The 21633-nt window shown below is 58.3% G+C and carries 15 protein-coding genes; 14 read left to right on the plus strand and 1 reads right to left on the minus strand.

Going from position 1 to position 21633, the window contains the following annotated elements:
* Window positions 1–13: 13 nt before the first annotated feature.
* The 12 genes from M0G74_RS02500 (at window position 14) to M0G74_RS02555 (ending at window position 16408) form a co-directional block, all read left to right on the plus strand.
* The gene (locus tag M0G74_RS02500; protein WP_248213908.1) at window positions 14–1087 is read left to right on the plus strand and encodes a CmpA/NrtA family ABC transporter substrate-binding protein; all 1074 of its coding nucleotides are present in this window, start codon (window positions 14–16) and stop codon (window positions 1085–1087) included.
* A 297-nt stretch (window positions 1088–1384) separates the two neighbouring features.
* Window positions 1385–2863, plus strand: a complete 1479-nt coding sequence (locus tag M0G74_RS02505; RefSeq protein WP_248213910.1) for a NarK family nitrate/nitrite MFS transporter — start codon at window positions 1385–1387, stop codon at window positions 2861–2863.
* Between the two features lies 1 nt (window position 2864).
* A complete protein-coding gene (locus tag M0G74_RS02510; protein WP_248213923.1) occupies window positions 2865–4613 on the plus strand; it encodes a bifunctional protein-serine/threonine kinase/phosphatase in 1749 nt (582 codons plus the stop codon).
* A gap of 320 nt (window positions 4614–4933) precedes the next feature.
* The gene (nirB, locus tag M0G74_RS02515; RefSeq protein ID WP_160152612.1) at window positions 4934–7462 is read left to right on the plus strand and encodes a nitrite reductase large subunit NirB; all 2529 of its coding nucleotides are present in this window, start codon (window positions 4934–4936) and stop codon (window positions 7460–7462) included.
* A 256-nt stretch (window positions 7463–7718) separates the two neighbouring features.
* Complete coding sequence (gene nirD, locus M0G74_RS02520; protein WP_160152611.1) at window positions 7719–8075, plus strand: nitrite reductase small subunit NirD; 357 nt, start codon at window positions 7719–7721, stop codon at window positions 8073–8075.
* A gap of 25 nt (window positions 8076–8100) precedes the next feature.
* Entirely contained in the window at window positions 8101–10803 is a 2703-nt protein-coding gene (locus M0G74_RS02525) for a nitrate reductase (protein ID WP_248213925.1), read from the plus strand.
* 323 nt (window positions 10804–11126) lie between these two features.
* Window positions 11127–12380 (plus strand): gephyrin-like molybdotransferase Glp, encoded by a 1254-nt coding sequence (glp, locus tag M0G74_RS02530; protein WP_248213926.1) that lies wholly within the window; start codon window positions 11127–11129, stop codon window positions 12378–12380.
* 197 nt (window positions 12381–12577) lie between these two features.
* Window positions 12578–12871 carry an antibiotic biosynthesis monooxygenase gene (locus M0G74_RS02535; protein WP_160152608.1) on the plus strand — a complete coding sequence of 98 codons (294 nt, stop codon included), beginning with the start codon at window positions 12578–12580 and terminating at the stop codon, window positions 12869–12871.
* Between the two features lie 220 nt (window positions 12872–13091).
* Window positions 13092–13781: a tRNA (guanosine(18)-2'-O)-methyltransferase TrmH gene (gene trmH / locus M0G74_RS02540; RefSeq protein ID WP_248213928.1), complete on the plus strand. Its 690-nt coding sequence runs from the start codon at window positions 13092–13094 to the stop codon at window positions 13779–13781.
* Between the two features lie 24 nt (window positions 13782–13805).
* Complete coding sequence (locus tag M0G74_RS02545) at window positions 13806–14534, plus strand: dienelactone hydrolase family protein (protein ID WP_248213934.1); 729 nt, start codon at window positions 13806–13808, stop codon at window positions 14532–14534.
* A gap of 147 nt (window positions 14535–14681) precedes the next feature.
* Window positions 14682–15629 carry an ABC transporter ATP-binding protein gene (locus M0G74_RS02550; protein ID WP_248213937.1) on the plus strand — a complete coding sequence of 316 codons (948 nt, stop codon included), beginning with the start codon at window positions 14682–14684 and terminating at the stop codon, window positions 15627–15629.
* 17 nt (window positions 15630–15646) lie between these two features.
* Window positions 15647–16408 carry an ABC transporter permease gene (locus M0G74_RS02555; RefSeq protein ID WP_160154856.1) on the plus strand — a complete coding sequence of 254 codons (762 nt, stop codon included), beginning with the start codon at window positions 15647–15649 and terminating at the stop codon, window positions 16406–16408.
* A gap of 8 nt (window positions 16409–16416) precedes the next feature.
* On the opposite strand, the gene M0G74_RS02560 is transcribed toward M0G74_RS02555, so the two are convergent.
* Complete coding sequence (locus M0G74_RS02560) at window positions 16417–17082, minus strand: TetR/AcrR family transcriptional regulator (protein ID WP_248213939.1); 666 nt, start codon at window positions 17080–17082, stop codon at window positions 16417–16419.
* A 247-nt stretch (window positions 17083–17329) separates the two neighbouring features.
* Here M0G74_RS02560 and M0G74_RS02565 point away from each other — a divergent pair, with 247 nt between their 5' ends.
* Together M0G74_RS02565 and M0G74_RS02570 are read left to right on the plus strand one after the other, a co-directional pair.
* Window positions 17330–18469 (plus strand): efflux RND transporter periplasmic adaptor subunit, encoded by a 1140-nt coding sequence (locus tag M0G74_RS02565; RefSeq protein ID WP_248213941.1) that lies wholly within the window; start codon window positions 17330–17332, stop codon window positions 18467–18469.
* 77 nt (window positions 18470–18546) lie between these two features.
* Window positions 18547–21633 carry an efflux RND transporter permease subunit gene (locus tag M0G74_RS02570; RefSeq protein ID WP_248213943.1) on the plus strand — a complete coding sequence of 1029 codons (3087 nt, stop codon included), beginning with the start codon at window positions 18547–18549 and terminating at the stop codon, window positions 21631–21633.

Below are 21633 nucleotides of genomic sequence, written 5' to 3' on the forward strand. Positions count from 1 at the left end.
CAAGAGAACTATCGTGAGCAGTCTGCAAGTAGAAAAAACCAACCTGAAACTTCTCTACCTACGCCTGAGCGACAGTGCGCCGCTGATCATTGCCCAGGAACTGGGGTTATTCGAGCGCTATGGCCTGCGGGTGGAACTTCAGCAGGAAACGTCCTGGGCCACCCTGCGCGACAAGTTGATCGGCGGTGCGGCCGACGCTGCAGCCATCCTTGCACCCATGCCCCTGACCCTGAAACAGACGCTGCCGCAGTGCGACGAGCAACTGCTCAGCGGGCTGATCCTGAGCAGTAACGGCAACGCCATCACCCTTTCACGTACGCTTTACGAGCAGCTGGAGTTACCGGCGGGTGCAGACTCAGCGGAAATCGGCGCGGCACTCAAATCCTACATCGACACCCGCGACCAGAATGCCAAACCGCTGACCTTTGCCAGCGTCTATCCCTTCGCCAGCCACACCCTGCAATTACGCCACTGGCTCTCGGCAGCGGGGATACATCCGGATACCGATGTGCGCATCCTGGTGCTGCCACCAGAGCAGATGGTGGACACCCTGCGTCGCGGCGACATTGACGGCTATTGTGTGGGCGAACCCTGGAATACCCTCGCGGTTCAGGAAGGCATCGGCGTGATTGCCACCCCCAGCAATACCCTGATGCCGGCCATGCCGGAAAAAGTACTGGCGGTCACCCGCAGCTGGCACCAGGCCAACCCCGCTACACACCTGGCGCTGCGCGCCGCATTACTGGAAGCCTGCGCCTGGCTGAGCGATCGTAGCCAGCGCAAAGATGCCGTGGGCATTCTCGCCCGCACCGAATATCTCAACCTGCCGGAATCTGCCATCGCCCTCTCCTTGGGCGACGAATTGATCGCACACGGCGGGCAGAGCCCGACCAGGAATCCCGACTGGCACCTGTTCGCCCACCCGCAGACGGATCACGGCCGCCCGACGGAAAAGAAAGGCCGCGAACTGCTGGCCCTGTGCAATGACATCGCACCGGTGGATAGCGATACCGCGGAAGTCTTCTGCTCAGACCTCTACCAGCAGACCCTGGACTTTATGCGCCATCGGGAACTCAATACGCCTTAACGTTTTACACCCATTGCACCAGTTTCGCGCCTTTTCACAGTGCCCGCACGGTAAAAGGCACAGATATGGCACAAATATTGAATACTTAAATTGAGCAAAAGCGCCGCGATTGGAAGCCAACCCGGTTGGGACCAATCGCTTTAGAAGCGCTCGCACCTTCACTAGATGCGATAGATCGGACACCGAAGTCCACAGGCGGCAGCCAGGTTGCCCCGTGGGCTTTTTTTATGCCCGCGATTTGGGCCGCGCCGCAGCAGAAGCAGGCAGATCCAATTCATAAACTAACGGGATAAGACCATGTCCAGTGATTCTTTAAATCTGTTTTCCTTTAAAGGAAAAATCCGGGTGCTGCACCTGACCTGGATTGCTTTCTTTATTACCTTTTTTGCCTGGTTCAACCACGCACCGCTGCTGATGGCCATTGCCGACAGTCTGTCGCTCACTTCCGAGCAGGTGAAGACGCTGCTGATCCTGAACGTGGCGCTGACGATTCCAGCGCGGGTAATCATCGGCATGCTGACCGATAAATACGGCCCGCGCCTGACCTATTCCCTGTTGCTGGCCATTGGCAGTATCCCCTGCTTTATTTTTGCCATTGCGGACAGCTTTACCGCAGCGGCTATCGGCCGCTTCCTGCTGGGCTTTATCGGTGCCGGCTTTGTGATTGGTATCCGTATGGTGTCCGAGTGGTTCCCGGCCAAGCAGTTGGGTACCGCGGAAGGTATTTACGGCGGCTGGGGTAACTTCGGCTCCGCCGCCGCGGCCATGAGCCTGCCCACCATCGCGCTGCTGTTCGGCGGCGACACTCCGGGGCAAGAGGGCTGGCGTTATGCCATCGGCCTCACCGGTGTCATGGCGCTGGTGTACAGTGTGATTTACTACCGCTCGGTTACCGATACCCCGAAGGGCGGCACCTACTTCAAGCCGAAAAAAATTGGCGGTATGGAAGTTTCCAGCCCGTCGGATTTTGTGCTGCTGCTGATCATGAAAGTGCCCATGTACGCGGCACTGGCGCTGCTGACCTGGAAACTGTCCCCCGCCGGTGTTGGCATGCTGGCGATGCCGGTGGCGATCGTGATTTATGTATCCCTGGTAGCCCTTTATGTGTTTGATGCGAAGAAGTGCTACGACATCAACAAAGAGATTTTCGTGAAGCTGCCGGAACCGATCCATCGCTATCAGTTCAAGCAGGTGGCGGTACTGAATATTCTGTACTTCGCTACTTTCGGTTCCGAGCTTGCGGTGATTTCGATGCTGCCGCTGTTTTTCTCGGAGACCTTTACCCTGGATCCGGTGAAGGCGGGTCTGCTGGCTTCTGCCTATGCATTTATGAATCTGATGTCGCGCCCGGCTGGCGGTTTGATCAGTGACCGGTTTGGACGCAAGAGTACGCTGCTGATTCTGACGGCGGGCCTGGCGCTGGGTTATCTGACCATGAGTATGATCGACAGCGAGTGGCCCTTGTATCTGGCGGTGGCTGCCGCGATGGCGTGCTCTTTCTTTGTGCAGTCTGGTGAGGGCGCGGTGTTTGCGGTAGTGCCGCTGATCAAGCGTCGTTTGACCGGGCAGATTGCGGGGATGACGGGGGCTTACGGGAATGTGGGCGCGGTTTTCTACCTGACGGTGCTGAGTATGGTTTCTTACGAGACCTTCTTTCTGGTGATTGCGGGTACGGCGGTACTTGGGTTTGTTACGCTGCTGTTCCTGGAAGAGCCGGAAGGTCAGATGGCCGAGGTAATGCCTGACGGTAGTGTTTCCCTGATCGACGTTGCTTGATATGAACACCACCTGCGAAATCATCACTGTGCCCGACTCCGATCAACAGGCTTCCAATTCCGAAAATCTGGAATTTGCCACCGCCACCGAGTGTGGCCAGCGCGCTTATAACGACGACGCGGTGGCGATCTATCGGGCGACCGGGAGTGATCTGCGATATCGCGGTTCGCTGGCGGCGATTGCGGATGGGGTGGGTAGTGCCGAGGCGGGTGGTGCGGCGGCGCGGGCTGCGGTGAGTGGATTTATTTCCGATTATTACAGTACGCCGGATTCCTGGTCGGTGAAGCAGGCGGCGGCGCGGGTTCTGCATGCGCTGAATGGTTGGCTGTATCGGCAGAGCGGTGGTGCAGATGAGGTACAGCGGGGTTGGTTGACGACTTTCTCTGCGGTGGTTTTCAAAGGCTCTACGGCCCATCTGATTCATATCGGGGATTCGCGGATTTACCGGCTGCGGGACGGCAACCTGGATTGCCTGACCCGGGATCACAGTCGCACGCTGGGTCCGGGGCGGACTTTTTTGAGTCGCGCGCTGGGAATGGATGCGCATATTGAGGTGGATTACCGGCAGGAGCCGCTGGAAGCGGGCGATCTTTATTGTGTAACCACCGACGGCATTCACGATTTTCTGCCCATCCAGCAATTTCGCCAGTTACTGTTGGATCACCAGTTGGAGGCGTCGCAGCCATTGATGGCGGCGGCACTGGAGAACGGCAGCAAGGACAATCTGAGCCTGGCGCTGTGCCGGGCGAATGTGCTCGAGACACTGGAGGCGGACGATGTGATGCTGGCGACGAGTCAGCTGCCTTTCCCGCCGCCCCTGCAACCGGGCAACAAGATCGATGATTACGAAGTGCTGCAGGAGTTACATGCGAGCAGCCGCAGTTATCTGTATCTGGTGCGGGATTTGGATTCCGATGAGCTGCGTGCATTGAAGGCGCCATCGGAAAACTTCAGTGACGATCCCGCCTATATCGAGCGGTTTATCGCCGAGGAGTGGACCGGGCGCCGGTTGGAGCACCCGGCCATTGTGAAGGTGTTTCCGCCGCGCAAGGAGCGCAAGTTTCTTTATCACGTAATGGAGTATGTGGACGGGCAGAATCTGCGACAGTGGATGCAGCTGAATCCGCAGCCGCCGCTGGATCAGGTGCGCAATCTGGTGCAGCAATTGGTCAGTGCCCTGCGTCGCTTGCAGCGACTGGAAATCGTGCACGGGGATCTGAAGCCGGAAAACATTATGGTGGATTCCTCCGGTCGCCTGAAGCTGATCGATCTGGGGGGCGCCAATGCGGCAGGGCTGCAGGAGTTGCTGCGCTATCAGGACAGTGCACCGCCGGGCAGCAAGAACTACTGCGCACCGGAATACTTTTTCAGTGATGCCGCCAGTCACCGCTCGGATATTTTCTCCCTCGGCGTTATTGCCTACGAGATGCTCACCGGTCACTACCCTTATAAGGAACGCTTCGGCAGCAATCATTACCAGCTGAAGAACTATGCCAGCCTGCGCTATATCAGTGCGCGCCGCCAGCGGGAAGATTTGCCGGACTGGATTGACGGTGCCCTGCGCCGGGCCTGCGCGCCAGACCCGAAAAACCGTTACCCGGCTCTGTCGGAGTTTGTGCACGATCTCAGTACGCCGAACAAAAAGTTCGCCAGCGGGGAGAAGCCACCGTTGATGGAGCGCAATCCACTGCTGTTCTGGCAGACGGTGGCGATTCTGGCGATTCTTTCCCACCTGCTGTACTTCCTCTGATTAACCGCCAACGATCATTCCGCCCCGCAAAGTTCCAACATGGGGCGCAGATCGGCCATGCGCACCAAAATGCAACATCAATGGATGCGCACTCGCCAATAAACCGCACAGTTCCTATGGTTTCCCCCGCCTTATACCGCCTGTAACAAGTTGGCACAGAGATTGAATACCTTTTATCACAATCCGAAATTCTTTTAGCAAGGCAACGGCGCCTGACACTCTTCGACAGAAGAGGGGACGCCCGTGCAGCCGCAAGCTAACCAGGCCCTCCCCCAACGCTTTTCTTCTGTCGCACGAATCAGGTTCAAACGGCAGAGATTATGGTTAAGCAAAAAATCGTCGTCATCGGCAACGGCATGGTGGGTCACCACTTCCTGGAACAACTGGCAAATCGTCCCGAACGGGAACTGTTCGACGTGCTGGTATTTTGCGCCGAACCCCGTCCCGCCTACGACCGGGTACACCTCTCCGAATACTTTGGCGGCCGCACCGCCGACGACCTGGCCATGGGCAAGGTGGAGCAGTATCGCGATTGGGGCTACGACCTGCGACTGAACGACGCCGCCGTGGGCATTGATCGCGAAAATAAAATCGTGACCTCCGCCAGCGGTGCATCCGTTGCCTACGATCACCTGATCCTGGCCACCGGCTCCTATCCTTTTGTTCCGCCGATCCCCGGCCATCAGCACGAAAAGTGCTTCGTGTACCGCACCCTCGAAGACCTCGACAAAATCCAGGCCGCCGCCAAAGACGGCAAGGTTGGAGTGGTTGTGGGCGGTGGCCTGCTGGGCCTGGAAGCGGCCAACGCACTCAAACAGCTGGGCCTGGAAGCCCACGTGGTCGAATTCGCCCCCGGCCTGATGTCCGTACAGCTGGACGAAGGCGGCTCCAAGTTACTGCGGGAAAAAATTGAAGAGCTGGGCGTGACCGTACACACCAGCACCGCCACCGAACTGATCGAAGAAGTGGACGGCGGCCGCCTGCGCATGAACTTCAAGGGCGATAAGTCCCTGGATACAGACCTGATTGTATTCTCCGCGGGTATTCGCCCGGAAGACAGCCTGGCCAAATCCGCCGGTATCGAACTGGGTGAGCGCGGCGGTATCGTGGTCGACAATACCTGCCGTACCTCCGACAAAAACATTTTCGCCATCGGCGAATGTGCCCTGTTCAACAACTTTATCTACGGCCTGGTAGCACCCGGCTACACCATGGCGCGCACCGCGGTTTCGCTGTTGTGTGGCGAAGCGGCGGAATTCAACGGCGCAGACATGAGCACCAAGCTGAAACTGCTGGGTGTGGAAGTCGGCTCCATCGGCGACGCCCACGGCCGCGCGGAAGGCTCCGCGGCGATCACCTTCGTCGACGAGCAGACCGGCGTGTACAAGCGCATGATTACCGATCGCGAAGGCAAGAAGCTGCGCGGCGCGGTGCTGGTGGGCGACACCGGCGATTACGACACCCTGCTGCAATACCACCTGAACGATATGGATCTGCCGGAGCACCCGGAGCAACTGATCCTGCCGGCACTGGACGGCGCTGCCCCGGCCCTGGGTGCAGACGCGCTGCCGGACACCGCCACCATCTGTTCCTGTCACAACGTCAGCAAGGGCGATATCGTCGGTGCGGTTCAGGGCGGTTGCTGCTCTGTGGGTGAAGTCAAAGACTGCACCAAGGCGGCCACCGGCTGTGGCGGTTGTTCTGCACTGCTGAAAAACGTGGTGGATGCGGAACTCGCGGCCCTGGGTATGGAAGTCAACAACGACCTCTGCCCGCACTTCCCTTACACCCGCCAGGAAATTTTCCACATGGTGCAGGTGGAGGAAATCAAAACCTTCGACGAGCTGTTGCACAAGCACGGTTCCGGTAAAGGCTGTGAAATCTGTAAGCCCACCGCGGCTTCCATCTTTGCGTCCCTATGGAACGAACATATCCACGAGAAGCCCCACGTTGGCCTGCAGGACACCAACGATACCTTTATGGCGAATATGCAGAAGAATGGTACCTACTCCGTGGTTCCGCGTATTGCCGGCGGTGAGATTACGCCGGATAAATTGATCGTGCTGGGACAGGTGGCGAAGAAGTACGACCTCTATACCAAGATTACCGGCGGTCAGCGTATCGACCTGTTCGGTGCGCGCTTGGAGGAGTTGCCGGAGATTTGGCGCGAGCTGACCGACGCGGGCTTTGAAACCGGCCACGCGTATGGCAAATCCTTGCGTACGGTGAAGTCCTGTGTGGGCAGCACCTGGTGTCGCTTTGGTGTGCAGGACAGTGTGGGCATGGCGCTGACGGTGGAGAACCGCTACAAGGGCCTGCGCTCGCCGCACAAGATCAAGATGGCGGTTTCCGGTTGTACCCGTGAGTGTGCGGAAGCACAGAGTAAAGATATTGGTGTGATTGCTACCGAGAACGGTTGGAACCTGTATGTGTGTGGTAACGGCGGTATGCGCCCGCGTCACGCGGACTTGTTCGCGACGGATCTGGATGATGTGACGCTGATTAAATATATCGACCGGGTGCTGATGTTCTACGTGCGCACGGCGGACAAGTTGCAGCGGACTTCGGTGTGGCTGGAGAACCTGGAGGGTGGTCTGGATTACCTGCGTGAGGTGGTGATCGAGGACAAGCTGGGTATCTGTGATGAGCTGGAGCGCCAGATGACCAATGTGGTTGGCACTTACCAGTGTGAGTGGAAAACTGCGATCAACGATCCAGAGATGGTCAAGCGCTTCCGCCAGTTCGTAAACACCGACGAGAAAGACGAGAAGATCGTTTTCGTAGAAGAGCGTGAGCAACGCCGCCCTGCGACCCAGGAAGAAATCGTCAAGATTGCAGAGCCGGCTTAAGTTTTTTTGAAGTCCGGTGGCGGTGGAGCACCGGGTGTCAGGTTTCAGGACCGCTGTGAACCCATCCATGGGCGCTGCGGCGCAAACATCCTGTTTGCGACGCTCCTGAAACCTGACACCCGGTACTCCACCTTCGCATCGACCTGATTTACTCCGCCCCGCGTCATTCCGGCGCAGGCCGGAATCCAGCCCCACAGAAGCTGGAAAAGAACACAAGTTTTAAGAATTTCACCACCACCATTTGTGGAGAACCAGAATGAGCGAAGTTGCCATAACCCGCACCGAGTGGCTGCAAGTCTGCAAGCGATCAGATCTTGTAGCCGATTCCGGAGTGTGCGCTCTTGTGGGCGGTCGTCAGATTGCCCTGTTTTTTTTACCCGAGCAGGAACCCCAGTTGTACGCCATCGATAACTGGGATCCTATCGCCAACGCGGGCGTAATCGGCCGCGGCCTTGTGGCGGAGATCGACGGTGAGCTGACCGTTGCCTCGCCGCTGTACAAGCAACACTACCGTCTGACCGACGGACAGTGCCTGGAAGAGGAAGAGATCAAGCTGGATATCTTCCCGGTTGCCTTTGAGGGCGATGACGTTCTGATTCAATTCGATCAATAAAACAAGCAAAAATAAGCAGTCGAAGATGGCATTAACAGAACTGTTCAGCGCCCACAGATCCTGCACCACCTGCCCCTATTGCGGGGTGGGTTGCGGGGTGGCGGCGACGCGGGAGTCCAGTCCGGCCACTGGTGAGGATGTGATCCGCATTGAGGGAGATCAGCAGCATCCGGCCAACAAGGGCAAGTTGTGCGTTAAGGGTTCGTCGCTGGCGGATACTCTGGGCAATCATGGACGTCTGTTAAAGCCGCAGTTGCACGGCGAAGAGTGCGACTGGGAAACGGCGATGGAATTTGCCGCGTCTCGGCTGCGCGAGACCATTAATGAGCACGGGCCGGATTCGGTGGCGTTTTATCTGTCCGGCCAGTTGCTGACTGAAGACTACTATGTTGCCAACAAGCTGATGAAGGGGTTTATCGGTACGGGCAACGTGGATACCAATTCCCGCCTGTGTATGTCCTCCGCGGTAGCTGCGTACAAACGCGCCCTGGGCGCGGATGCGGTGCCGTGTAATTACGAGGATCTGGATGAGGCGGAGTTGGTGGTGTTGATCGGCTCCAATGCCGCCTGGACCCACCCGATTCTGTTCCAGCGTATGCAGGCGGCCAATGCCAAGCTGGTGGTGGTGGACCCCCGTGGCAGTGCCACCAGTGAAATGGCGGACATGCACCTGGCGATTACGCCAGGTAGTGATGCCGCGCTGTTCAATGGTCTACTGCACTATCTCACCGAGTTCGGTGCGCTGGACCAGGGGTTTATCGACGACCACACGGAAAATTTTACCGACACCCTCTACGCCGCAGCGGAGTGGACGCCGGAAAAGGTAGCGGAATACTGCAGTGTGGAGCTGGAACGGTTACTTGAGTTTTACGAGCTGTTCCGCACCACCGAAAAAGTCATCAGCTTTTATTCCCAGGGCGTCAATCAGTCCAGCACCGGCACCGACAAAAACAACACCATTATTAATTGCCATCTGGCCACCGGTCGCATCGGCAAGCCCGGCTGCGGACCCTTCTCCATCACCGGCCAGCCCAATGCCATGGGCGGACGTGAGGTGGGCGGGCTGGCGAATATGCTCGCTGCGCATATGGATTTCACCGAAGACAATATCGACCGTGTGGGCCGTTTCTGGAACGCCACAAAAATGGCACAGGGCCCGGGCCTGAAAGCGGTGGATCTGTTTAACGCGGTGGAGAGTGGCCAGATCAAGGCCGTATGGATCATGGCCACCAACCCGGCGGTGAGCATGCCGGACGCACGCCGCGTGGCCGCTGCTCTGAAAAACTGCCCCACGGTGATCGTTTCCGACTGCGTCGGCGATACCGACACCGCACGCACCGCCGATCTGTTGCTGCCCGCGACCACCTGGGGCGAGAAGACCGGCACCGTCACCAACTCCGAGCGCCGTATCTCTCGTCAGAAAGGCTTCCTGCCCAAGCCGGGCGAGGCCCGCCACGACTGGGAAATCATCTGCGACGTTGCCAAGCGCCTCGGCTTTGGCGAAGCCTTCAACTTTGAAAGTCCCGCAGATATATTCCGCGAACACGCCGCCCTGTCCGGCTTTGAAAACAATCGCGACCAGGCCCGCCGTGCCTTTGATATTTCCGCGCTGGCGAATATCAGCGACCAGGAATACGATTTCTTCACTCCAGTTCAATGGCCGGTCAATGCCGAACATCCCAACGGCACCGCGCGCCTGTTCAGCGACGGCGACTTTTACACCCCGAACGGCCGCGCCCGCTTCGTCGCCGTACAACCCCAGTGCCCGAAGCAGGAAACCCGCGACGAATACCCGCTGGTACTGAACAGTGGCCGCTTGCGCGACCAGTGGCACACCATGACCCGCACCGGCCGCGCGCGCAAACTGCTGGACCACAGCGAAGCACCGGAGCTGCACGTACACCCGCAGGAAGCCGCAAAATTCGGTATTGAAGACGCGCAACTGGTACGTGTGGAAAGCGAAAAGGGCCAGTTCTTCGGCCGCGCCCATCTCACCAGCAGCCAGAAACCCGGCCAACTGTTCGCCCCGATCCACTGGAGCGACAGCCTCGCCCACAACGCCACCGTCAGCGCCCTGGCGATCGCCTTCACCGATCCCTTCTCCGGACAGCCGGAACTGAAGCAGGTGGCAGTTAAAATAGAACCCCTATCCGCTCACAGCTACGCCTGTTTGTTGCTCCGCACCAAAGCCGCAGAAGAGCTCCACAGTCGCCTGCAGGCCGGTGATGCGCAGCTATTCGAAACCATCCTGCACTGGTACCGGGTACCGGTAGAAGGCGGTTACCGTTTCGAACTGGCCCTGAAAAAACAGCCGGACTGGCAGTCCATGGCCGACAAGCTGTTCAATCTCAGTGGCAAACAGCTCAATCGCAAACAACTGCAACTACCCAGCGGCGAACGCTGGCTGCTGCACAGTGAAGAAATGGAATTACTGGTCTTCACCAGCGCCGAATGGCAAGGCCTGCCGGACCGCAAAACCCTGGAAAACGCCCTGCAAGAACCATTGCCAGACGCCCCCGCAAAGCTCTTACACGACGTCCCCGCCGGCGCGCAGATGATATGCACCTGCTTGCAGGTGTCCCGCAAGGAAATCGAAGCGGCGATTGCGGATGGTGCAGCGTCGGTTGATGAACTGGGTGAACTGCTGGGATGTGGAACCAACTGTGGTTCCTGTAAGCCGGAAATCTCAGCGCTGCTGAATACCAATCTCGCAGTAGCAGTCGGTTAAGAGCGATACCTCGCTCTTAACCGAAAGACACAATCCTCGATGCGAAGGCAAAGTGCCGGGGATGGGTTTTCGAAAGCGTCGGCGACAGGGACGTCGCCGACGCAGCCTACATGGATGTACTTGTGGCGGTTTCGAAAACCCATACCCGGTGCTTTGCCGCCACCCTATCACCCAAGTAGGTACCACCCAGCTCCGCTCCAACACTGTGGCGGTGACGCTACCGGGCACCTTATCCCGAAGACTTGTGCCAGTATCAAGACTTGGAAACTGTGCCCCGGCCAGCTATCTTCTCGACCAAACAGACAAGATTTAAGGCAATAACAATGACTGATGCCTGTGCAGAAAACGGCCTGCGTTCCGTAGAAGCCGCCAAACAGATGCTGATCGACAGCATCAACCCCATTACCGCGACCGAAACTATCCCATTGAGTCAGGCCTGCGGCCGCGTACTGGCCGAGCCCGTATTGGCCGCACTCGACCTGCCCCCCTGCGACAACTCCGCCATGGACGGCTACGCGCTCAGTGGCGACCATGACAACTACACCATCATCGGCAAAAGCCTCGCCGGCCATCCTTTTGACGGCACTCTAGAGCCAGCCCAGGCCACCCGAATCACCACCGGCGCCGCCGTACCCACCGGCGCCGACCGCGTACAGATGCAGGAAAATTGCACCCTGGACGGCGACCAACTCACCATGAGCCGCCCCGCCAAACCCGGCGAAAACATTCGCCGTCGCGGCGAAGACGTGCACACCGGCCAAAGCCTCATACCTGTCGGCTCAAAAATCAAAGTCCCCCATATTGCGCTGTTGGCCGGCGCCGGCGTGGCCGAAGTCACGGTACTGCGCAAACTCAAAGCCGCCCTGCTCTCTATCGGCGACGAACTGAAACCCATCGGTACCCCCGCTTCCGAGTTGGGTGACGGCGACATTTACGATAGCAACCGCATTGCCCTGCAGGCTGCGCTGGAACAGCTGGATGTGGATATCCTGGATCTCGGCTGCTGGCCGGACCAACCGGAAAAAATTCACGAGGCCTTCATCAAAGCCCGCGACAACGCAGACTTTGTCATCACCAGCGGCGGTGTATCCGTTGGTGAAGCGGATTTCACCAAAACCGTTTTGCAGGAACTCGGCGAAATCGGCTTCTGGAAACTCGCCATCAAACCCGGCAAACCCTTCGCTTTCGGTCGCCTCCCGAAAACTCAAGGTGAAACCCTGTTCTTCGGCCTTCCCGGCAACCCGGTTTCCGCGATCGTCACGCTTTATCAACTGGTTGTTCCCGCCCTGGAAAAATTGCGCGGCACCTCCGCACAGTTTCGCCAGCCTCCGCTGCAGGTTCGCGCGCGGTTATTGAACGATATTCGCAAGAGACCTGGACGCACGGATTATCAACGCGGGTTTACCTATCGCGATGAGGATGGGATTCAAGTGGTGGAGACTCGCGGTATTCAGGGGAGTCATATTCTATCCGGCTTTGCTGCGGCGAACTGTTTTGTTGTTTTGCCTCGGGAAGGGGGGGATTGTGAGACTGGGGATTGGGTTACTGTGGAGCCTTTTAATGCGCCTTTGGCTTAGTTTTGTGGCCCCGAGTAAGCAAGTTTAGTGGCGGCAAAGCACCGGGTATAGGTTTTCAGGACCGCTGTGAATACATCCCTGTACGCTGCGTCGGCGACGTCCCTGTCGCCGACGCTCCTGAAAACCTATACCCGGCACTTTACCTTCGCTTCAAATCTTGTATTTTTACAGACAACATTGTTTTACGTGGAAATAACATGATTCTTGAAGTGGCGATTCTGGACGTGAAGCCAAACCAGAATGAAGAGTTCGAACGTGCCTTTAAAAAGGCACAAAGTATCATTTCCTCAATGCCGGGCTATATCAACCATCAACTACAAAAGTGCCTGGAAAAAGAAAATCGCTATATCCTATTAGTGAATTGGAAAAAACTAGAAGACCACACAGAAGGCTTCCGAAAATCCCCCGAATACCAAAACTGGAAAGCCCTCCTCCACCACTTCTACGACCCATTCCCCGAAGTAGAGCACTACTCACTAGTCGAACATTAAAAACCCAGATGCGAAGGCCAAGTGCCGGGTAGGAGGTTTCAGGAGCGTCGGCGACAGGACGTCGCCGCCGCAGCGCCCAGGGATGGGTTTACAGCGGTCCTGAAACCTCCTGCCCGGTGCTTGGCCGCCACCAAATCACCCAAGTAAGTACCACAAACCCGGACACAAACCACAATGCTATAATCCGCGGCCAGATCAGAACCCCGAAGATAGAAGTACCATGAGCCGCAGCCGCTACGAGAAATTCAAGCAGGTGCTCCGCCAGCGCCAGCACGACATGACCATCCTCACCGACCAGGTCCACAAAGCCCAGAATATCTCCGCCATGCTGCGCACCGCCGACGCCGTCGGCATCCCCGAAATCCATATGGTACAACCCACCCACGGGCACAAGATCTACCACAACACCGCCGGTGGCAGCGGCCGCTTCACTGGCAACAGCGTCTACCCCGATATTCAGACCGGCATGGCTGAACTCAAAAACCGTGGCATGTATTTATACGCCGCCCACTGGTCCGACCGCGCCATCGACTACCGCGAAGCCGACTACACCAAACCCTTCGCCCTCGTCATGGGAGCAGAAAAGGACGGCCTCAGCGACTACGCCGCTGAACACGCCGACGATCATGTCACCATCCCGATCATCGGAATGGTAGAAAGCTACAACGTAAGTGTCGCCGCCGCGATCATCCTGCAGGAAGCCATGCACCAGCGGCAGAAGGCCGGCCTCTACGACAACAAAACCCTCGATGAGGAAGATCTGAAAATCAAAGACATCCTGTTCCGCTGGATGCACCCGAAAATGGTGAGATACTGCGAGCAGTACAAACTGCCATTCCCGGAACTGGACGAAGATGGCGATATCATTCCGCCGCAAGACCCGAGATATCGCCAACCGAAGAAAGCGTAAAAACCATCCCTCAAGAAGGACACCATGTACACCGAAGATATCGAATACACCGTAAACGGCGAATCCTTCACCGGCTACCTGGCCTACGACGAAACGGTCGAAGGCGAGCGCCCGGCCATCCTCCTGGTACACGAATGGTGGGGTCTCAATGACTTTACCCGTGAAGAGGCCGAGCGCCTCGCCGCTGAAGGCTACGTCGCCTTCGCCCTCGATATGTACGGCACTGGGGTCGGCGCCGACAACCCCAGCGACGCTGCCGCTCTCATGAACAAAACTCTGGAAACCGAAGGCGCGCCCGTCGCCCGCTTCCAGGCCGCGCTGGATCTGATCAACGGCCACGAAAAAGTCGCCTCCGGCCAAATCGCCGCCCAGGGTTACTGCTTCGGTGGCGCCGTCGCGCTCACCATGGCGCGACTGGGGCTCGACCTGAAAGGTGTCGTCAGCTTCCACGGCGCACTGCAGACGGATGTAAAAATCAAACCAGGTGATGTGAAAGCGGAGCTCCAGGTGTACACCGGTGGCAGCGATGACATGATCCCCGCGGATGAAGTCACCCGCTTCGTACAGGAAATGTTCACCGCTGGCGTGCGCTTTGACCTAGCCTGCTTCCCCGATGCCAAACACGGCTTTACCAACCCCGCCGCCACTGGTCGCGGTGAAAAGTTTGGCATCCCACTGGCTTACAATGAAGACGCCGCCAACCAGGCCTACGAAGGCGCCGTCGCCTTCTACGAGCGTATTTTCAATCGCTAAGCGCTGTTGATAGGCAATTCTGATCGACGCTTTTTAAAAGCCGCACGCTTTCCCGCTCCAAGACTGGCGCCGCTGGTGCCAGCGCGGCACAATGTCCGCCCCCGGTGAGCAACCTCACGGGCACGACACACAGCGAAAGGGGAAAGCGTGCAACCCATCATCTCCATCCAGAACGTCGGCAAAACCTATGCCGGCGGCTTTACCGCCCTCAAATCCGTCGACCTCGACATTCAACCCGGTGAAATCTTCGCCCTGCTCGGGCCCAACGGCGCCGGCAAAACCACACTGATCAGTATTGTCTGCGGCATCGTCAATCCCAGTAACGGCAAGGTGCTGGCGGATGGCCACGATATCCAGCGGGAATTCCGCGCGGCACGCAGCAAAATCGGATTGGTGCCCCAGGAGTTATCCACAGATTCCTTTGAAAGTGTCTGGGCCACGGTCAACTTCAGCCGCGGCCTGTTCGGCAAGGCACCGAACCCGGAATATATCGAGAAGATCCTCCGTCAGCTGTCCCTGTGGGAAAAGCGCGATAGCAAGATCATGGCGCTCTCCGGCGGCATGAAACGCCGAGTGATGATCGCCAAGGCGCTGTCCCACGAACCTTCTATCCTGTTTCTCGACGAACCCACCGCCGGTGTGGATGTGGAGTTGCGCCGGGACATGTGGGAAATGGTGCGCGGCCTGCGGGAGTCCGGTGTGACCATCATCCTCACCACCCACTACATCGAGGAAGCCGAGGAAATGGCGGATCGTATCGGTGTGATCAACCACGGTGAGCTGGTGCTGGTGGAAGACAAACATACCCTGATGCGCAAACTGGGCAAGAAGCAGCTGGTAATCCAGTTGCAGAACCCGATTCAGGCGCTGCCGGCGTCACTGGGTGAATTTGCACTGGAACTGGCCGACGAAGGCAACCAGTTGATCTACACCTTCGACACCCAGCGGGAGCACACCGGCATCGCCGATCTGCTGCGCAGCCTGAACCAGCAGGGTATCGAGTTCAAAGACCTGCATTCCAGCGAGAGCTCACTGGAGGAAATCTTTGTAAACCTGGTGCACCAGAACCAGAGCGAACGCCAGCAGGCGGGATGACTGAGGAAGTAATGACAATGAATACCTATGGCATCCGCGCCATCTATAAATTTGAAATGGCGCGCACCGGGCGCACCCTGATGCAGAGTATTGCCTGGCCGGTAATATCCACCTGCCTCTACTTTATTGTGTTTGGCACCGCCATCGGCGGGCGCCTGGGAGAGATTGAGGGGGTCAGTTACGGGGCCTTTATCATCCCCGGGCTGATCATGCTGTCGCTGCTGTCCGAGAGTATTTCCAATGCCTCTTTCGGCATCTTTTTCCCGAAATTCTCCGGCACTATTTATGAAGTGCTGTCAGCACCGGTATCGGCGTTTGAAATTGTGGCGGGTTACGTGGGAGCGGCAGCGACCAAGTCGGTGGTGATTGGCATCCTGATTCTGATTACCGCGCGCTTTTTTGTGGACTATGAAATTGCACACCCGTTCTGGATGATCGCATTCCTGATTCTGACCGCGGTCACCTTCAGCATGTTCGGTTTTATCATCGGGGTCTGGGCGGATGATTTCCAGAAACTGCAGATAATCCCGCTGATGGTGATTACCCCACTGACCTTCCTCGGTGGTGCCTTTTACTCCATCAATATGTTGCCGGAATTCTGGCAGAAGGTGACCCTGTTCAACCCGGTGGTGTACCTGATCAGCGGCTTCCGCTGGGCATTTTACGGGGTGTCGGATGTAAATGTGGGCATCAGCCTGGGGATGACCCTGTTCTTCCTGCTGCTGTGCATGACCGGTATCTGGTGGATTTTCCGCACCGGTTACAAGATCCGTACCTAAGCCCCCAATCAGCCACCAAACGCGCGCATAAAGACCCGCACGACTTCGGCGACATGCGCGCGATTCTCTTCTGGCGACGGCGCCTCACAGCAACCGAGCATAATGTGCACGTGCCGGCAGCCGCCCTGCAGCATGCCAAAAAATAATTCGCTGGCACTGATGGTATCCGGCACCCGCAATTGCTGCAGTTCATCCGCCCGCGCCAGGAAGCGCACCATTTCACCGCGCGTGCGCAGTGGCCCCGCCTCATAAAATAACTCCGCCATGGTCTGGTCCTGCGCACCAATCGCATTGATCAGGCGCATCAGTTTCATTGGCTCTTCGCTGTAGAGCATCTCCAGAAAGGCTTCGCCGATTTTCTGCAGCATATCCGCCACATCCATGCCCGGCTCCAGATCAAACATGGGCACCGGCATCTGGCTTCCGCACTTGTCGGCAATGGCCGAGGTAAACAGCGTCTCTTTATCCGAGAAGTGGTTGTAGACCGTGAGCTTGGATACCCCCGCCTCCGCCGCCACCGCGTCCATATTGGTACCGGCAAAGCCATGGGTCAGGAACAACTGCTTGGCAGCTTCCAGAATGGCCAGTCGTTTGGTCTGGTCCTTTGGGCGGCCGCGGGCTGAAGTGGCAGCCCCGGGAGAAGCGGTTACGCGGGTGGAGGTATGTTCTGGCATGGCGCGCTCGTCATCTATTCATCGTCAGCTCGCGAGCACAGAGAAACATCCACGCAATTAGTGGACTCGCGAGTTTAATAAAATTACTATACTGACCAGTATAACAATTCAGCAGGCGCTCGTGGCGCCTGACTGCACTGGTAATACTAGAGTACCAGCTTTTGTGATTGTGCCACGTCTTTTGCAACCGGCCAGTCACCCCCTGAAGACACTGCTTGTTCGCGGAAATACAAGGAAAGAGGCCCTTATGAACAGCTCACCCAATAGCAGACTGCGCCAGTTGCCGTGGCTTGCACTGATTGTCGGCGGGTTGCTGACCAGCGCCTGCTCGGCACCGGAATCCGGTATACAGAAGCCCCCGCGCCCGGCAATCGTGGTCCAGCCTACATTGGCCGGGGCCCAGCTTGAGGTCTACCCCGGGGAAGTGCGCGCACGCCATGAGCCGGCGCTGGCATTCCGCGTGGGCGGTGCTGTCACCCAGCGGTTGGTGGAAGTAGGCGACCGGGTAGCACAGGGGCAGGCACTGGCGACACTGGATGCGCAGGACCTGCTGTTGCAGCGGAATGCTGCTCAGGCGCAACTGGAGGCTGCAGAAGCGGAAAAGCGCAATGCCGGCAACGAGCTCGCCCGTTTTCAGGAACTGTTTGATCGCAAGCTGGTAGGCGAATCCCAGTTGGATGCGGTGAAAACCCGCCACGAAAACAGTCTGGCCCAGCTGGAGCGCGCGCGTTCACAACTGAAAGTCGCCGCCAATCAGGTGGATTACGCCACCCTCAAAGCCCCGAAAAACGGTGTGATTACCCGGCGCATGATCGATGCGGGCCAGGTAGTCGCCGCCGGGCAGTCCGCGTTTGTGCTGGCCGCCGATGGCGACCGCGAAGTGCGTATCGATCTTCCAGAAAAAGTAATCACCCGCTTCACCGTGGGCCAACCGGTAAACCTCGAACTCTGGTCCAATCCCGGTGCCCCCTTCCCCGGACAGATCCGCGAGCTGTCCCCCTCTGCCGAGTCCGGCCTGCGCACCTTTGAAGCCAGAGTGGCCTTCGACAACGGCAATGCTGGTGCCGAACTCGGCCAGAGCGCACGGGTGTATGTACAGGGCGCAACCAAGGGCAATTCCCTGACCCTGCCGATGGCTGCGGTAACCGCCGACGAAGGCCGCGCACACGTCTGGGTGATGGACCCGGACACTTTTACCCTGCGCAAAACCCCTGTCACCCTCACCAGCTTTGGCGATAAAAATGCGATCGTCGAGGGCGGCCTGACACTACAGGATTGGGTGGTGGCTGCCGGCACCCAGCTGGTGCAGGAAGGCCAGCGCGTGCGCCCGGTGGACCGCCGCAATCGCCCCATCGAATTCGACAACAGCCTCGCGCGGACGCCATGACCGCCCGGGCCTGACCCGCATATCAGAACCGCTTACAACAATATTCGCACTGCCGACTTGCGCACGGAATGACTGCCATGAGATTCAATCTCTCCGAATGGGCGCTGAAGAACCGCCCGCTCGTGCTCTACGCCATGATCGTACTCAGCGTCATGGGCGCCATCTCTTATACCCAACTGGGACAAAGTGAAGACCCGCCTTTCACCTTCAAGGTGATGGTGGTCAATACCCTCTGGCCCGGAGCCAGCGCCGAGGAAGTCTCCCGCCAGATTACCGAGCGAGTGGAAAAGAAGTTGATGGAGACCGGCGAGTACGAGCGCATCACCTCTTTCTCCCGCCCCGGTCAATCCCAGGTCATGTTCGTGGCCAGGGACAGCATGCGCTCCCACGAAATTCCCGACCTCTGGTACCAGGTGCGAAAAAAAATTGGCGATATTCGCCACACCCTGCCGCCGGATGTTCAGGGGCCATTCTTTAACGACGAGTTCGGCACCACCTTCGGCAATATCTACGCCCTCACCGGTGACGGTTTTGACTACGCCCTGATGAAAGACTACGCCGACCGCCTGCAGCTGGCGCTGCAGCGGGTTGGCGATGTAGGCAAGGTAGAACTGCTCGGCCTGCAGGACGAAAAAATCTGGATCGAAATTTCCAATGCCAAACTGGCATCCCTCGGTATTCCGCTGGCAGCAGTCCAGGGTGCCTTACAAAACCAGAACCAGGTGGCGGATGCGGGATTTGTGGAAGCCGCCAGCGACCGGGTGCGCATGCGCGTGAGCGGCCAATTCCGCACGGTTGAGGAAATCCGTCAGTTCCCGATTCACGCCTACGGCCGCACCCTGACGCTGGGCGATATCGCCACCATCGAGCGCGGCTTCAGTGATCCGCCGCAACCGCGCGTGCGCTTTATGGGGCAGGATGCCATCGGCATCGCCGTCTCCATGAAACCCGGCGGCGATATTTTGCAACTGGGTGAACGCCTCGACAGTGCCGTCGAAGGACTGCAACAGAACCTGCCCCTGGGGCTGGAACTGCGCAAAGTCTCCGACCAGCCAGCGGCGGTAAAAAGCAGTGTGGGGGAGTTCGTCAAGGTACTGGCAGAAGCCCTGGCCATTGTGATGCTGGTGAGTTTTTTCTCGCTGGGACTGCGCACCGGCCTGGTGGTCGCACTGTCCATTCCACTGGTGCTCGCTATTACCTTTGCGCTGATGAATTACTTCAACATCGGCCTGCACAAGATTTCCCTGGGTGCACTGGTACTGGCGCTGGGGTTAATGGTCGACGACGCGATCATCGCGGTGGAAATGATGGCGATCAAAATGGAACAGGGGCTCTCGCGCCTGAAAGCCGCCGGTTTTGCCTGGACCAGTACCGCCTTCCCCATGCTTACCGGCACACTGATTACCGCAGCGGGTTTTCTACCCATTGCCACGGCGCAGTCCGGTACCGGTGAATACACCCGCTCTATTTTCCAGGTGGTTACCCTGTCGCTGCTGGCCTCCTGGGTGGTCGCAGTGATCTTCGTACCCTATCTGGGCCACCGCCTGCTGCCACAAACACAGGGCCACGACGCACAGCACAACCCCTACAACAAACCGTTCTATGAGAAATTCCGGCGCTTGCTGCAATGGTGCCTGCACTACCGCAAAACCGTAATGCTGCTGACGCTGATCGTTTTTGTCGGTGCCATTGCCCTTTTCCGCTTCGTGCCGCAGCAGTTTTTTCCTTCCTCGGCGCGCCTGGAACTGATGGTGGACCTGAAACTGAACGAAGGCGCCTCCCTGAAGGCGACCGAGGAGCAGGCAATGCAGCTGGAGTCGCTGCTGGCCCAGCACCCGAAAGTCGAAAATTATGTGGCTTATGTCGGTACCGGATCCCCGCGCTTCTACCTGCCACTTGACCAGCAATTGCCCGCCGCCAGCTTTGCCCAGTTCGTGGTGCTGACTCGCTCGGTCGAAGAGCGCGAGGAAGTGCGCCAGTGGCTGATCGCCACCCTGAGCGAACAATTCCCCAGCGTGCGTACCCGGGTTTCGCGCCTGGAGAATGGCCCGCCGGTAGGTTATCCGGTGCAGTTCCGGGTGTCCGGTGAACACATCAGTGAGGTGCGGCGCATCGCCCGCGAGGTGGCGGATACCGTTCGCCCGAATACTGCCATTTCCAACGTGCACCTGGACTGGGAAGAACCCAGCAAGGTGGTGCAACTGGACGTGGATCAGGCGCGGGCTCGCACCATGGGTATCAGCAGCGGCGCACTGGCGCAGGCTCTGCAGGGCTCACTCTCCGGCACCACCGTTGGCCAGTTCCGCGAAGACAACGAGCTGATTGCGGTCGCCCTGCGTGGCGAGGAGCGCGAGCGCCAGGCGCTGGAGCAACTGGGCAACCTGGCGGTACAGACAGATCAGGGCAGCCGCGTGCCACTGAACCAGATAGCCACCCTGGATTACGCCTTTGAAGAGGGGGTTATCTGGCACCGCAACCGCCTGCCCACGGTCACCGTGCGCGCGGATATTTACGGCACACAGCAACCGGCATCCGTTGTCGCGGAAATCTGGCCACAGCTACAGGCACTGCGCGACACCATTCCCTCGGGCTACCTGCTGGAAATCGGTGGCAGTGTGGAGGAATCCGCACGGGGACAAAAATCGGTGAACGCCGGCATGCCCCTGTTTGTGCTGGTGGTCTTTACCTTGCTGATGTTGCAATTGCGTAGCCTGTCGCTGTCCACCATGGTGTTTCTGACCGCGCCGCTGGGGATTATCGGTGTCACCCTGTTCCTGCTGCTGTTCAACAAGCCCTTCGGCTTTGTCGCCATGCTCGGCACCATTGCCCTGGCCGGCATGATCATGCGCAACTCGGTGATTCTAGTCGACCAGATAGAACAGGATATCAAGCAGGGGCTGTCCGCCTGGGATGCCATTGTGGAATCCACCGTGCGCCGCTTCCGCCCCATTGTGCTGACGGCGCTCACCGCGGTACTGGCGATGATCCCGCTGTCCCGCAGCGACTTCTTCGGCCCCATGGCGGTAGCAATCATGGGGGGGCTGATTGTGGCCACCGCGCTGACCCTGCTCTTCTTACCGGCGCTTTACGCGGCCTGGTTTCGGGTGCGCAAACCACAGGAGAATGCATCGCTTGCCCCTGAGGCCGCCGCCATCCAGAACTGA

The organism is Microbulbifer sp. CAU 1566 (assembly GCF_023156515.1).
Lineage (GTDB): Bacteria > Pseudomonadota > Gammaproteobacteria > Pseudomonadales > Cellvibrionaceae > Microbulbifer.

Coding starts and splice junctions, on each gene's coding strand:
- glp (WP_248213926.1), top strand. CDS start 11,127: ATGACTGATGCCTGTGCAGAAAACGGCCTGCGTTCCGTAGAAGCCGCC.
- M0G74_RS02570 (WP_248213943.1), top strand. CDS start 18,547: ATGAGATTCAATCTCTCCGAATGGGCGCTGAAGAACCGCCCGCTCGTG.
- M0G74_RS02565 (WP_248213941.1), top strand. CDS start 17,330: ATGAACAGCTCACCCAATAGCAGACTGCGCCAGTTGCCGTGGCTTGCA.
- M0G74_RS02505 (WP_248213910.1), top strand. CDS start 1,385: ATGTCCAGTGATTCTTTAAATCTGTTTTCCTTTAAAGGAAAAATCCGG.
- trmH (WP_248213928.1), top strand. CDS start 13,092: ATGAGCCGCAGCCGCTACGAGAAATTCAAGCAGGTGCTCCGCCAGCGC.
- M0G74_RS02545 (WP_248213934.1), top strand. CDS start 13,806: ATGTACACCGAAGATATCGAATACACCGTAAACGGCGAATCCTTCACC.
- M0G74_RS02525 (WP_248213925.1), top strand. CDS start 8,101: ATGGCATTAACAGAACTGTTCAGCGCCCACAGATCCTGCACCACCTGC.
- M0G74_RS02555 (WP_160154856.1), top strand. CDS start 15,647: ATGAATACCTATGGCATCCGCGCCATCTATAAATTTGAAATGGCGCGC.
- M0G74_RS02535 (WP_160152608.1), top strand. CDS start 12,578: ATGATTCTTGAAGTGGCGATTCTGGACGTGAAGCCAAACCAGAATGAA.
- nirB (WP_160152612.1), top strand. CDS start 4,934: ATGGTTAAGCAAAAAATCGTCGTCATCGGCAACGGCATGGTGGGTCAC.
- nirD (WP_160152611.1), top strand. CDS start 7,719: ATGAGCGAAGTTGCCATAACCCGCACCGAGTGGCTGCAAGTCTGCAAG.
- M0G74_RS02560 (WP_248213939.1), bottom strand. CDS start 17,082: ATGCCAGAACATACCTCCACCCGCGTAACCGCTTCTCCCGGGGCTGCC.
- M0G74_RS02510 (WP_248213923.1), top strand. CDS start 2,865: ATGAACACCACCTGCGAAATCATCACTGTGCCCGACTCCGATCAACAG.